11 protein-coding genes and 1 pseudogene are annotated in these 13436 nt (G+C 72.7%); 8 read left to right on the forward strand and 4 right to left on the reverse strand.

Going from position 1 to position 13436, the window contains the following annotated elements:
• Positions 1-119: 119 nt before the first annotated feature.
• The 3 genes and pseudogenes from D9V37_RS19755 to D9V37_RS20940 all read left to right on the forward strand — a co-directional run.
• Positions 120-323: a DUF4244 domain-containing protein gene (locus tag D9V37_RS19755; RefSeq protein ID WP_121807785.1), complete on the forward strand. Its 204-nt coding sequence runs from the start codon at positions 120-122 to the stop codon at positions 321-323.
• A 47-nt stretch (positions 324-370) separates the two neighbouring features.
• The gene (locus D9V37_RS19760) at positions 371-736 is read left to right on the forward strand and encodes a TadE family type IV pilus minor pilin (protein ID WP_121807786.1); all 366 of its coding nucleotides are present in this window, start codon (positions 371-373) and stop codon (positions 734-736) included.
• A pseudogene (locus tag D9V37_RS20940) lies at positions 733-1092 on the forward strand (Rv3654c family TadE-like protein); the annotation flags it as partial. The gene D9V37_RS19760 and the pseudogene D9V37_RS20940, both read left to right, overlap by 4 nt.
• 86 nt (positions 1093-1178) lie before the next feature.
• Here the strand turns inward: D9V37_RS20940 and D9V37_RS19770 are convergent.
• A complete protein-coding gene (locus D9V37_RS19770; RefSeq protein WP_121807787.1) occupies positions 1179-1520 on the reverse strand; it encodes a hypothetical protein in 342 nt (113 codons plus the stop codon).
• Between the two features lie 10 nt (positions 1521-1530).
• A complete protein-coding gene (locus D9V37_RS19775) occupies positions 1531-3861 on the reverse strand; it encodes a DEAD/DEAH box helicase (protein WP_121807788.1) in 2331 nt (776 codons plus the stop codon).
• A gap of 136 nt (positions 3862-3997) precedes the next feature.
• On the opposite strand from D9V37_RS19775, the gene D9V37_RS19780 reads away from it, so the two are divergent.
• Entirely contained in the window at positions 3998-4336 is a 339-nt protein-coding gene (locus D9V37_RS19780; RefSeq protein ID WP_121807789.1) for an STAS domain-containing protein, read from the forward strand.
• Positions 4337-4451: 115 nt separating this feature from the next.
• Positions 4452-6785: a sodium-translocating pyrophosphatase gene (locus D9V37_RS19785; RefSeq protein WP_121807790.1), complete on the forward strand. Its 2334-nt coding sequence runs from the start codon at positions 4452-4454 to the stop codon at positions 6783-6785.
• A gap of 74 nt (positions 6786-6859) precedes the next feature.
• Here D9V37_RS19785 and D9V37_RS19790 read toward each other — a convergent pair whose 3' ends face one another.
• Entirely contained in the window at positions 6860-7540 is a 681-nt protein-coding gene (locus tag D9V37_RS19790; RefSeq protein ID WP_147456009.1) for a hypothetical protein, read from the reverse strand.
• Positions 7541-7575: 35 nt separating this feature from the next.
• Here D9V37_RS19790 and D9V37_RS19795 point away from each other — a divergent pair, with 35 nt between their 5' ends.
• Positions 7576-9015, forward strand: a complete 1440-nt coding sequence (locus D9V37_RS19795; protein WP_121807792.1) for a DUF7059 domain-containing protein — start codon at positions 7576-7578, stop codon at positions 9013-9015.
• On the opposite strand, the gene D9V37_RS19800 is transcribed toward D9V37_RS19795, so the two are convergent.
• On the reverse strand, positions 9002-9628 hold the full coding sequence (locus tag D9V37_RS19800; RefSeq protein ID WP_121807793.1) for a LysE family translocator: 627 nt from the start codon (positions 9626-9628) through the stop codon (positions 9002-9004). The two genes, D9V37_RS19795 and D9V37_RS19800, sit on opposite strands and share 14 nt — an antisense overlap.
• Before the next feature lie 97 nt (positions 9629-9725).
• Between D9V37_RS19800 and topA the strand changes: the two genes are divergently transcribed.
• Together topA and D9V37_RS19810 are read left to right on the forward strand one after the other, a co-directional pair.
• Positions 9726-12440 (forward strand): type I DNA topoisomerase, encoded by a 2715-nt coding sequence (gene topA, locus D9V37_RS19805; protein ID WP_121807794.1) that lies wholly within the window; start codon positions 9726-9728, stop codon positions 12438-12440.
• A complete protein-coding gene (locus D9V37_RS19810) occupies positions 12437-13216 on the forward strand; it encodes a cutinase family protein (RefSeq protein WP_121807795.1) in 780 nt (259 codons plus the stop codon). Before topA ends, D9V37_RS19810 begins: the two co-directional genes overlap by 4 nt.
• The last annotated feature ends 220 nt before the right edge of the window (positions 13217-13436 follow it).

Consider the following 13436-nt stretch of genomic DNA (forward strand, 5'->3'; position numbering starts at 1 on the left):
GTCTCGCGTCCACAACCGGCCGACCGGCCCGGTTCTCCACAGACCCGCGATCGGCGCTCGTGCCGGCCGCTCGCGATGGCGAGGCTCGAGGGCGACATCCACGACACACCGGAGGCACGATGCGCCGCACCACCTCGTCCAGCTCGTTCAGCTCGTTCATCCCCGTTCGCACCCAGGCCGGCACCACCACGGCCGAGTACACCGTCGTCACGGCCGCCGCCGTCGCGTTCGGAGCGCTGCTGCTCCGGCTCCTCACCGGCAGCTGGGGCGAGCGCATCCTGCAGACCGCGTTCCGCCACGTCGTGGCGCTGCTGGGGTTCTGAGCGCCGTGCGCGCCGGGCGGGGCCGTCGGGAGACGGGCAGCCGGGAGATGGGCAGCCGGGAGATGGGCACGGTCACCGCCGAGGCAGCGCTGGTGCTGCCCGCGCTGGTGCTGGTGGCGGTCGCCCTCGCCTGGTTGGTGGGCCTGGGCGTCAACCATGCCCGCGCGGTCGACGCCGCCCGCGAGGCCGCCCGGGTCGTCGCCCGCGGCGAGTCGGTCGGCGAGGGCGTGCGGCTCGCCCGGCGCGTGGCCCCGCCCGGGGCTCGGATCGGGGTCCGGGCCGGGAGCAGCTGGGTCGTCGTGGACGTCTCGGCCCCGGTGCGCCCGCCGGGCGGTGTGCTCGGCGGTCTGGGTGCGGTCACCGTCCACGCCCGCGCGGTCGCCGCCACCGAGCCGTCGGCAGCCCTCCCGTGAGCCGGCGTCCGGGGAGCCGGCACGAGAGGCGACGGACCGGCGACGAGCGGGGCAGCGCGGCCGTGCTCGGTCTGCAGCTGATCGCGGTGCTGGCGGTCGTCGCCGTCGCCTGCGCCGCGGCGGTGGCCTACGTCGTCACCCACCGGCGCGCCCAGGCGGCCGCCGACCTCGCCGCGCTGGCCGGCGCTCAGGCCCTGCAGCAGGGGCAGGACGCGTGTCGGGCCGCTGCCGGCACGGCCGCGCGCAACGCAGCGCGCTTACGCGCCTGCGCCGTCACGGGCGCCGAGGTCACGGTGTCCGCCGAGGTCCGCACCGGTCCACTGCCCGGTGGCGCCCGCTGGGTGAGCGGCCGCGCGAGGGCCGGTCCGGTCAGCCATCAGGCGGTGCTGTCCGGGGCTCAGCTGGGACGGGCTCAGCTGGGACGGGCTCAGCTGGGAGACGCTCAGATGGGACGGGGCGTGTCGTCCTCGACCACGTCGTCGCTGGTCCTCTTCTCCTGGTCCATGCCGGCGTCGTGGCGAGCCTTGTCCAGCTCGCGGCTGAGGCGGTTGACGCGGCGCCGGTCCTGCCGGTGCTCACGGGCCCGGCGGAACCCCACGCGCATGGTGCCCAGTCCGATCACCAGCAGCAGCAGGGCGAGTGCGCCGAGCAGGAACACCGCGCTGGCCGACATCGTCACGTGCCCGACGCCGAGGTCCAGGCGCACGGTGTCGGTGCCGCCGAGCACGCCGGCCACCCCGAGGACGAGGGCGATGAGGATGATCACGAGCCCGATGACGACCATGGGCCAGACCCTATGCCCGGGGTTCGGCCAGCAGCACCCCCAGCAGACGCACAGCCGCCTCCTTGTCCAGCGGGTGGTTGCCGTTGCCGCACTTGGGCGACTGCACGCAGGACGGACAGCCCCGTTCGCAGTGACAGCCCTCGATCGCGTCGCGGGTGGCGCGCAGCCAGTCGCGGGCCACCTCGTAGCCGCGCTCGGCGAACCCGGCGCCGCCGGGGTGCCCGTCGTGGACGAAGACGGTGAGCCGGCCGGTGTCGGGGTGGTGCGCGGTGGAGACCCCGCCGATGTCCCAGCGATCGCAGGTGGCGAACAGCGGCAACAGGCCGATCGCGGCGTGCTCGGCGGCGTGGGCCGCGCCCGGGAGCTCGTCGGTCTCCAGCACGCCCGCGAGCTGGTCGTCGCTCACGGTCCACCACACGGCGCAGGTGTCCAGCACACGCTCGGGCAGCTCCAACGGCTGTTCGTCGAGCACCTCGCCGCCGGGTACGCGGCGCCGTTGGTAGGACACGACCTGGTGGGCCACGCGCACCGTTCCGAAGCTCAGCCGCGCGAGGCCCCAGTCCTGGTGGCGCAGCTCCTCGCCGATGGCGATGTCGGTGACCTCGCGGGCGCTGGTGGACCACCCCGGGTCCTCGCGGTGGGCCACCGCCACGGCGTCGTCGAGGTCGAGCTCGTCCACCACCCAGCTCTCGCCCTGGTGCAGGTAGACCGCACCGGCGTGCACGGTGCCGTGGGCGGCGTCGGGGTCGACGGTGCCGAGCACCCGGCCACTGCCCTGCTCGACCAGCCGCACCTGGCGACCGCCGGCGGAGCGGATGTCGGTCAGGTCGCAGGCGCGGCGTCGGTCGGTCCAGAACCAGCCGGCCGGTCGGCGCCGCAGCAGCCCGGCCGCGGTCAGCTGGTCGACGGCCTCGTGGGCGCTCGGGCCGAACAGGTCGAGCCCGGCGGTGGTCAGCGGCACCTCGGCGGCGGCCGCGCAGAGGTGGGGTCCGAGCACGTAGGGGTTCGTCGGGTCGAAGACCGATGCCTCGACGGGTGCGTGCAGCAGCGCCTCGGGATGGGCCACCAGGTAGGTGTCCAGCGGGTCGTCGCGGGCCACCAGCATCCCCAGCGCCTCCTCACCGCTGCGCCCGGCCCGACCCAGCTGCTGCCACAGGGCGGAGCGCGTGCCGGGGAAGCCGCCGAGCAGGACGGCGTCGAGCCCGGAGACGTCGATGCCCAGCTCGAGGGCGTTCGTCGCCGCCACGCCCAGCAGCCGACCCTCGCGGAGGGCGCGCTCGAGCTCGCGGCGCTCCTCGGGCAGGTAGCCGCCCCGGTAGGCCGCCACCGTCTGCTCCAGGCCGGGCGAGACCTCGGCGAGCCGGTGGCGCGCCCCCAGCGCGACGGTCTCGACGCCGCGGCGCGAGCGCACGAACGCCAAGGAGCGCACGCCCGCGACCACCAGGTCGGTGAGCAGGTCGGCCAGCTCGGCTCCCGTGGGCCGCCGCAGCGGGGCGCCCAGCTCGCCCTCGTGGGAGACCACCGGCGGCTGCCACAGGCCGAGCACCAGCTCGCCGCGCGGCGAGCCGTCCTCGGTGACGGCGGTGACCGGGAGGCCGGTCAGCCGCGTGCCGGCAGCGGCGGGGTCCGCGACGGTCGCCGAGGCGAGCACGAACGTGGGGGAGGAGCCGTGGTGCTCGCAGACCCGCCGCAGCCGGCGCAGCACCTGCGCGACGTGGGCGCCGAACACTCCGCGGTAGTGGTGGCACTCATCGACGACGACGTAGCGCAGCGAGCGCAGCAGGCCGTGCCAGCGGTCGTGGGTGGGCAGCAGCGACCGGTGCAACATGTCGGGGTTGGTCAGCACGTACTCGGCGTGGTCGCGGGTCCAGGCGCGCTCCTCGGGGGTGGAGTCGCCGTCGTGGGTCGTGGCGCGCACATCGAGGCCGCCGTCGGCGCCCAGCGCCCGCAGCGCGGCGAGCTGGTCCTGGGCGAGTGCCTTGGTGGGGGAGAGGTACAGCACCGCGCCGCCGCGCTGGCCCCGCGAGCCGCGGGCCAGCCGGACGTCGGTCAGCCCCGGCATCAGGTAGCCCAGCGACTTGCCCGAGGCGGTGCCGGTGGAGAGCACGACGTGCTCGCCGCGGTGGGCGGCCTCGGCCGCCTCGACCTGGTGGGTCCACGGACTGCTCACGCCGCGGTGGGTCAGCGCCTCGCGCAGCAGCGGGTCGAGCCAGGTCGGCCACGCGGCGTGTTGCGCGAGCCGGGCGGGGCGCACCTCGGTGTGCACCAGTCGGCCCTCGCGGCCGGGGAGCGCGGCCAGGCGCTCCAGCAGCGCCGCCGCACCCCCGGGAACCGCCCTCATCGGGGCAGTCTCGCAGCGGCATCCGACTGCCTCGGAGCAGGGATCGTGATTCAATATCGATCGGCCCACCCTGCCGGGCGAACACTCGTACCGGGGGCATAGGGGGCCACCGCGACGCGTGGGAGGAGGGTGGATCGTGGATCTTTCGCTCGACACCCGTCAGGCCGAGGACGTCACCGTCGTCGCCGTCGGCGGCGAGATCGACGTCTACACCGCACCCAAGCTGCGTGACCGCATCACCGAGCTGATCGGCGAGGGTCACTACCACCTGCTCATCGACATGGAGCACGTCGAGTTCTTGGATTCCACCGGGCTCGGCGTCCTCGTGGGCGGCCTGAAGAAGGTCCGCGCCCACGACGGCTCCATGGAGATCGTGTGCAACCAGGACCGACTGCTCAAGATCTTCCGCATCACCGGACTGGCGAAGGTCTTCACGATCCACGAGTCCGAGAGCGCGGCCCTCTCGGCCCGTTAGCCCCTCGGTAGCTCCTCTCCCGGCGGCACTCGCCGCGCCCTTGCGTAACCCACGTCACAGGCGCGGCTAGAGTCAGGCGCGGTCCGTCCGCTCCCCCCACCGTCAGAGGAGAACCATGTCCGGGCTCAATCCCGCCGTCGTTCACCTCTCCGGCAGCAACTTCGTCCTGGTCCTCGTCGTCGCCCTGATCGCACTCGCTGCGCTCGGGCTGGGTGCGATGTTCCGGTCCGAGGTGCTCGCTGCCGGCGAGGGCACCGACAACATGAAGAACATCGCCCAGGCCGTCCAGGAGGGCGCCAACGCCTACCTGGCCCGACAGTTCCGCACGCTGGCGATCTTCGCCGCGGTCGCGTTCTTGCTGTTGCTGGCCCTCCCGGCCGACGACATCGGCGTGCGGATCTTCCGCTCGGTGTTCTTCCTCGTGGGCGCGGGCTTCTCCGCGGCCGTCGGCTACCTCGGCATGTCGTTGGCGGTGCGCGCGAACCTGCGCGTGGCCGCGGCGGCCGAGGAGACCGGCCGCGAGCCGGCGATGCGCATCGGGTTCCGCACCGGCGCCACCGTCGGCATGCTGACGGTGGGCCTGGGCCTGCTGGGCGCCTCCGTCGTGGTCATCGCATTCGGCGACGAGGCCCCCGAGGTGCTCGAGGGCTTCGGCTTCGGCGCGGCACTGCTGGCCATGTTCATGCGCGTGGGCGGCGGCATCTTCACCAAGGCCGCCGACGTCGGCGCCGACCTGGTGGGCAAGGTCGAGAACAACATCCCCGAGGACGACCCCCGCAACGCCGCCACCATCGCCGACAACGTCGGCGACAACGTCGGCGACTGCGCGGGCATGGCCGCCGACCTCTTCGAGTCCTACGCCGTCACCCTGGTGGCCGCGCTGATCCTCGGCTCGCAGGCCTTCGGCGAGAAGGGCCTGGTGTTCCCGCTGCTGGTCCCGGCCATCGGCGCCCTCACCGCGGTGCTGGGCATCTACCTGTGCAAGCCGCGCACCGGCGAGAACGGGCTGACCACCATCAACCGCGCGTTCTACATCTCCGCGGCCGTCTCGGCCGTGGCCTGCGTGCTGCTGGCCTTCATCTACCTGCCCACCAGCTTCGGCGACTTCGAGGGGCTGCGCAGCAGCACGCTGGACCGCCTCTTCGGCGGCGACAACACCGGCAACCCGGCCCTGATCGCGGCCGTCGCGGTGGTCATCGGCATCGTCATGGCCGCGGCCATCCTCGCGCTCACGGGCTACTTCACCGGCACCGAGTACCGCCCGGTCAAGGACGTCGGCAGGACCTCGCTCACCGGCGCGGCCACCGTCATCCTCTCGGGCCTCTCGGTGGGCTTCGAGTCGGCGGTCTACACGACGCTGGTCATCGGCGCGGCGGTCTTCGGTGCGTTCCTGCTCGGCGGCGCCTCGCTCACGCTGTCGCTGTTCGCGGTGGCGCTGGCCGGCTCGGGCCTGCTCACCACGGTCGGCGTCATCGTCGCGATGGACACCTTCGGCCCGGTCTCCGACAACGCCCAGGGCATCGCGGAGATGTCCGGCGACGTCAGCGAGAACGGCGCGCAGATCCTCACCGAGCTCGACGCGGTGGGCAACACCACCAAGGCCATCACCAAGGGCATCGCCATCGCCACGGCGGTGCTCGCGGCCACGGCGCTGTTCGGCTCCTACGCCACCTCGGTCATCGACAAGCTCACCGAGGTCGCCGGCACCACCAACGCCCAGGACGCCAACCAGCTGCTGCTGAAGTTCTTCGTGTTCAACCCCTCGGTGCTGGTCGGCGTGCTGCTCGGTGCCGCGGCGGTGTTCTTGTTCTCCGGCCTCGCCATCAACGCGGTCGGCCGCGCCGCCGGCGCCGTGGTCTACGAGGTGCGTCGCCAGTTCCGCGAGATCCCCGGGATCATGGAGGGCACCGGGCGTCCCGAGTACGGCCGTGTGGTCGACATCGTCACCCGCGACTCGCTGCGCGAGCTGGTCACCCCCGGCATCCTCGCGGTGCTGGCGCCGATCGCGGTCGGCTTCGGGCTCGGCGTCACCGCGCTGGCCGGCTTCCTGGCCGGCGCGATCGGCACCGGCACCTTGATGGCGGTGTTCCTGGCCAACTCCGGCGGTGCCTGGGACAACGCCAAGAAGCTGGTCGAGGACGGCAACCACGGCGGCAAGGGCTCCGAGGCACACGCGGCGACGGTCATCGGCGACACCGTGGGCGACCCGTTCAAGGACACCGCCGGTCCGGCCATCAACCCGCTGATCAAGGTGATGAACCTGGTCTCGCTGCTGGTGGCGAGCGCGGTGGTCTCGCTGACCATCGGCTCGGACAAGAACGACGGGCTGCGCATCCTCATCGCGGTCGTGGCCGCGCTGATCATCGCGGTCGCGGTCTTCATCTCCAAGCGTCGCTCGGTCATCATCAGCGACGACGAGCCGGCCGCGCCGGCCACCACCACCGCCTGAGCCCACCCCCGACCCGTCGCTGCCGCACCCGCGGCGCGGCGGGTCGGTGCTTTTCCGGGCTTGTCGGTGCTCGCCTAGCCCGTGACGACGAGCCGGAAGCGGTGCAGGTCGACCGCGCGGGCGTGGGCGGCCCACCGGCGGTAGTGGCGCATCAGGGCCGCGATGTCGGTCGGGGAGAGCTTGATGCAGCCGTTGGAGCGGTAGTCGTTGATCGCCGGGAACTCCCAGCGGCAGGCCTGGTCGCCGGGCCGGTTGGCGCACTGGTGGTTGCCCGGGCCGGTCTCGGTGTGCAGGAACAGGTTGTGGCGCACGGTGCCGCGGCCGCAGGCGTGGTTGGAGAGCCGGAAGGCGCGGCCGTGGATCACGTTGCCGTGGTAGTCGGTGTAGGGGCGCGCGGTGTACGTGCCGTTCGGCAGCCAGCCGACGTTGCGCACGCAGGAGCTGCGCCCGCGGGCGCCGCCCAGGCCCGATCCGGCGCGCCACTCGGCGGTGTCGACCAGCCGCCAGCCGCCGGCCGAGCGCTGCCACTGGCGCCACACGACCTTCGAGGCGAACGGGTTCTGCTCGTTCTTGACGAAGACGATCCGGGCCTTGGTGGCGACGCGGTGGTGCGCGCCAGCCCGACTGCTGACCTGGGTGCCGGCCTGAGTAACGGCACCGGCGGGAGCCGCGAGCACCGGACCGGTCACGAGAGCAGGCACGAGCAGGGCGGCGACGCTCGCAGCGCCCGCGAGCGGCCGGGGAAGGAGGCGCACGCCCGCGAGTGTGGCAGATCCCTAAGGTGTTTCTCGTGGATCTCGCCTACGCCGTGCCGCTGCGCGAGGCGCTGCAGGCCGCCGACTACACCTACGACGCGGTGGTCGAGACGCTCGGCGCCGAGGGTCATGCCGCCCTCTCCCGCAACGAGACGACCCCCGGTGAGCGGGCGACGCGAGGCGGCAGCCCGCGCGAGACGCTGACGCGGCTGTTCCTGCTGCAGCTGGCGGTCCCGGCCTCGCAGGCCGACGCCGCGCTGCCAGGGCTGGTCGACCGGCTCTGTGCGGCCGGGCTGCTGACCCGGTCGGTGGGTGAGGTCGCCGCGCGCGTCGACGTCCGCCCCTACGCCACCGAGCACGACGACCTGTGGGTGTCCAGCGACCTCACGCCGGGTCTGGACGGTGCGGCGCACCGGATGGCGGCCGACCACGTGCTCGGCATCAGCTCGGCCTCGAGCACGCTGGCCGCGCTGACGGTGCGCGAGCAGGTCAGCAGCGCGTTGGACCTGGGCACGGGCTGCGGCGTCCAGGCGCTGCACCTGGCCGAGCACGTCGACCGCGTCGTCGCCACCGACGTCAATGCCCGCGCGCTGTGGCTCACCCGGCTCAACGCCGTGCTCAACGACGTCGACCTCGACGTCCGCGAGGGCGACTTCTTCGCCCCCGTCCGCGGCGAGCGGTTCGACCTGATCACCACCAACCCGCCGTTCGTGATCTCGCCGGCCACCGGCGAGCGGCTGGTCTACCGCGACTCGGGGCTGCCCGGGGACCGGGTGGTCGAGCACGTCGTACGGCATGCCATCGACCACCTCGTCGAGGGCGGGATCGCGCAGGTGCTGGGCAACTGGATGGTGCTGCGCGATCGCCCCTGGGAGGAGCGGCTGGGCGCGTGGGTGGTGGAGGCCGACGCCTGGGTGGTGCAGCGCGAGCTGGTCGACCTGCCCACCTACGTCGAGCTGTGGCTCAAGGACGCCGGCCTGCACGGCACCGCGGAGTACACGCGTCGCTACGACACCTGGCTCTCCTGGTTCGACGACCAGGGCGCCGAGGCCGTGGGCTTCGGTTGGCTCAACCTGCGACGCACCGCCTCACCACCGCGGATCCGCTGCGAGGACTGGCCCTACGAGGTGCAGCTGCCGCTGGGCGAGGAGGTGGCCGCGCACTTCGGACGCCTCGACCTGCTCGACACCGACCTCGCCGGGCTGCGGCTGGTCCGGGCCCCCGACGTCGTGCAGGAGACGCTCGGCCTGCCCGGCGCCGAGGACCCCCAGCGCATCGTGCTGCGCCGGCAGACCGGCGTGCGGCGGGCCCGCCCGGTCGACACCGGCGAGGCGGCCCTGGTCGGCGCCTGCGACGGCGACCTGACGATCGGGCAGATCCTGGCCGCGCTGGAGGAGCTGGTCGGTCCGGCCGACCGGATGCCGGCCGTGCGCGAGCTCGTGGCCGACGGCTTCTTGACCGCTACTGCTCGCTGACCAGCATCGTCACGCCGAGGGCGACCATCAGCGCACCGCCCAGCCCGCCGAGCCGGTCCAGCCGCTGCGGCCGTCCGGCGAACCAGTCGCGGGCGCGGGCCGCGAGCAGCGCCCAGGTGCTGTCCGAGCACACGGCTATCACGGCGAAGACGGCGCCGAGCAGCAGCAGCTGCGGCGCGGCGGCGGCGCGGCTGTTGGTGAACTGCGGCAGGAACGCGACGAAGAAGACGATGGTCTTGGGGTTCGTCAGCCCCACCGTGAACCCGATCCACAGCGGCCGGCCGCGCCGCAGCGGCACGCCGGCCTGCATCGCGCGCCGCGCGTCGCCGCGGTGGCGGATCGCCTGCACGCCCAGCCAGAGCACGTAACAGGCGCCGACGACCTTCACCACGGTGTACGCCGTGGCGCTCGCGGCCACCACCGCAGCGAGCCCGACGGCCACGCAGACCACCTGCATGAACAGCCCGATCGCGTTGCCCGCCACCGACGTCAGCGCCTCGCGCCGGTCCACCGACAACGCCCGCCCGATGGTGAAGAGAAGACTGGGTCCGGGCACCTGGATGAAGAGGAACGAGGCGAGCAGGAAAGCGCCGGTCTGGGCGAGGCTGGGCACGGCAGCAGTGTGGTCCAGAACGGGCCTGCGTCACAGTGGTTTCGTGTCGGCGCGCTACGTTGACCCCCGGCGTACCGCCTGAACCTCGAAGGAACACGTGAGCAAGCTCGTCATCGTCGAGTCACCGGCCAAGGCCCGCACCATTGCGGGATACCTCGGCCGGGACTTCGTCGTGGAGTCCTCCATCGGACACATCCGCGACCTCCCGCAGGGCGCGGCCGACACCCCGGCCAAGATCAAGGACAAGCCGTGGGGCCGCATGGCGGTCGACATCGACAACGGCTTCGAGCCCTACTACGTCGTGCCGCGCGACAAGAAGTCCCACATCTCCAAGCTCAAGGGGCTCCTCAAGGACGCCGACGAGCTCCTCCTCGCCACCGACGAGGACCGCGAGGGCGAGGCCATCGCCTGGCACCTGCTCGACGAGCTCAAGCCCAAGGTGCCGGTCAAGCGGATGGTCTTCCACGAGATCACCAAGTCCGCCATCCTCGACGCCGCCGACCACCCCCGCGAGCTCGACATGGACCTGGTGGAGGCGCAGGAGGCGCGTCGCATCCTCGACCGGCTCTACGGCTACGAGGTCTCCCCGGTGCTGTGGCGCAAGGTGATGTCGGGACTCTCCGCGGGCCGGGTGCAGTCAGTGGCAACGCGGCTCGTGGTCGACCGCGAGCGGGAGCGGATCGCGTTCCGCGAGGCGTCCTACTGGGACATCCAGGGCAGCTTCGACGCCGGCGAGCGGCACGAGCAGCGGATCTTCCCCGCCCGGCTCTACTCCGTCGACGCCGCCCGCGTCGCCCAGGGCCGTGACTTCGGCCAGGACGGCCGGCTGCGCAGCGACAACGTCGTCCACCTCGACCGCTCCCGCGCCGAGAGCCTGGTCGCGGCCCTGCGCGAGACCACCTTCGAGGTGCGCTCGGTCGAAGCCAAGCCGTACCGCCGCTCTCCCTACGCGCCGTTTCGCACCACCACGCTGCAGCAGGAGGCCTCGCGCAAGCTCGGCTTCAGTGCCAGCTCGACCATGTCGGTCGCGCAGCGGCTCTATGAGAACGGCTTCATCACCTACATGCGTACCGACTCCACGACCCTCTCCGACACCGCGATCACCGCGGCGCGGCAGCAGGTCCAGGAGCTCTACGGTGGTGAGTACCTGCCCGACGCGCCGCGCACGTACACCTCGAAGGTCAAGAACGCCCAGGAGGCGCACGAGGCGATCCGTCCCTCGGGCGACGTGTTCCGCACGCCGGCGCAGACGGGCCTGACCGGCGACCAGTTCCGGCTCTACGAGCTGATCTGGATGCGCACCGTCGCCTCGCAGATGAAGGACGCCGTCGGCCAGAGCGTCTCGATCCGCCTCGGCGGCGCCGCGGCCTCCGGAGAGGACGTCGTGTTCGCCGCCAGCGGCCGCGTCATCACCTTCCACGGCTTCCTCAAGGCCTACGTCGAGGGCCGCGACGACGGCGCCGAGGCCGACGACCGCGAGACCCGGCTGCCCAACGTCGAGCAGGGCGATCCGCTCACCGCGGCGTCGCTCAGCGCGGAGGGCCACGAGACCAAGCCGCCGGCCCGCTATACCGAGGCCACCCTGGTCAAGGAGCTCGAGGAGCGCGAGATCGGGCGGCCCTCGACGTACGCCTCGATCATCGGGACGATCCTCAACCGCGGCTACGTCTACAAGAAGGGTACCGCGCTGGTGCCGGCGTGGCTGGCCTTCAGTGTCGTGCGGCTGCTCGAGGAGCACTTTCCGCGCCAGATCGACTACGCCTTCACCGCCCGCATGGAGGACGTGCTCGACGAGATCGCCGGTGGTCGCAAGGACCGCAACACCGAGCTCTCGGAGTTCTACTTCGGCGCCGGTGAGGTGGTGGGCCTCAAGACGCTGGTCGACGAGCTCGGCGACATCGACGCTCGCGCCCTGGCCACCTTCCCGGTCGGCGAGCCCGAGGTGGGGATCAACCTGCGGGTGGGCAAGTACGGCCCCTACATCGAGGGTCCGGGTGACGACGGCGAGCCCGCCGGCAAGCGCGCCAACGTGCCCGAGGACCTGCCGCCCGACGAGCTGACGGTCGACAAGGCCCGCGAGCTGCTGGCCAACCCCGCCGGCGAGGAGCGCCCGCTCGGCGAGGACCCGGCCACCGGGCACGTGATCGTGGCCAAGAACGGCCGCTACGGCCCGTACGTCTCCGAGGTGCTGCCCGAGGACGCGCCGGCGAAGCAGAAGCCGCGTACCGGTTCGCTGTTCAAGTCGATGTCGCTGGACACGGTGACCCTGGCCGACGCACTGCGGCTGATGAGCCTGCCGCGCGTGGTCGGCGAGGACCCCGATTCGAAGGAGGAGATCACCGTCCAGAACGGCCGCTACGGGCCGTACCTGAAGAAGGGGACGGACTCGCGCTCCATCGAGTCCGAGGAGCAGATCTTCACCATCACCCTCGACGAGGCGCTGAAGATCTACAGCCAGCCCAAGCAGCGGGGCCGGGCCGCGGCCGCCGCGCCGCTCAAGGAGCTCGGCAACGACCCGGTCTCCGGCAACCCGGTGGTGGTCAAGGCCGGGCGGTTCGGCGAGTACGTCACCGACGGCGAGTACAACGCCACGCTGCGCAAGGACGACTCGGTCGAGGCGATCACCATCGAGCGGGCCGCCGAGCTGCTGGAGGAGCGCCGCGCGAAGGGCCCGGCCAAGAAGGCGGCCAAGAAGGGCGCGAAGAAGGCCGCCGCCAAGAAGAGCCCCGCGAAGAAGACGGCCGCGAAGAAGACGCCGGCCAAGAAGACCGCCGCCAAGAAGACCGCGAAGGCGGCGGCTAAGAAGTCGTGAGGCGGGCCGCGGTCGCGGCGCTGCTGCTGGTGGCGGCCGGGTGCGGGTCCAGTGCCCGTTCACCATGGCACCATGGTGAACGAGCGACGCCTGGGGCCGATGGGACCCCCACGACCACGGCGACCTCCGCCTCGCCGACCACCCCGGCCCGGCTCGTCACCACCCGGTGCGCCGACCTGGTGGTGCTGGGGCTGCGGGGCCAGGGCCAGTCGGCGCGGACCCACCAGGGCGTGGGCCACGAGGTCCAGGTGGCCGTGCGGTCGCTGGTGCGCCACCTCCACGACGGCCGCACGGTGCGGCTGCAGGCGGTCCGCTTCCCGGCGGTCTCCGCGGCCACCGAGGCCGAGTACGACGCCGACATCGCCGCCGGCGTCGCGCTGGTGCGCCGCGCGCGGACCACTCTCGCAGCGCGCTGCCCCGGCACCTCGGTAGCGCTGGCCGGCTTCAGCGAGGGCGCCCAGGTCGCCCACCGGGCCGCGCAGGCGCACGCGTACGCGCTGGTGCTGCTCATGGGCGACCCCTTGCGCAACCCGCGCCTGAGCGTGCGCACGCTCGCCTTCGGCATCCGGCTCACCGGCCGCGGCAACGCCGGCTACGGCGCCGCTTTCGCCGACCCGGCCCACGTCGTCGAGGCCTGCGTGGCCGGCGACAACGTCTGCAACGCCCCGCTCACCGGCCGGGTCGGCGGCGTCTCGGCCACCCACCGGCAGTTCTACGAGCGGCCCGCCACCGCCCGGGTCGTCGGGGCAGCCGTCGCCCAGGCGTGCGCCAACTGAACACGTGCGAAGGTGGCGCGCTCTTCCGGGCGGATGTCGCGTGCCAGGTGCGCACGTGTGCAGTTGGCGCACGCACCGGCCGGCTGACAACCGCCACAACTCCACACTTGCGAAGGAATTCGGGGTGGTGCCCGGTTTGTCACCCCCACAACTTCGCAAGTGCGGAGTTTTGGCGCCTGCAGCAGCGGTCGACGCCCGCGTGGCCAAGGCGCACGCACCG

The sequence above is a fragment of the Nocardioides mangrovicus genome, from assembly GCF_003674065.1.
GTDB lineage: Bacteria > Actinomycetota > Actinomycetes > Propionibacteriales > Nocardioidaceae > Marmoricola > Marmoricola mangrovicus.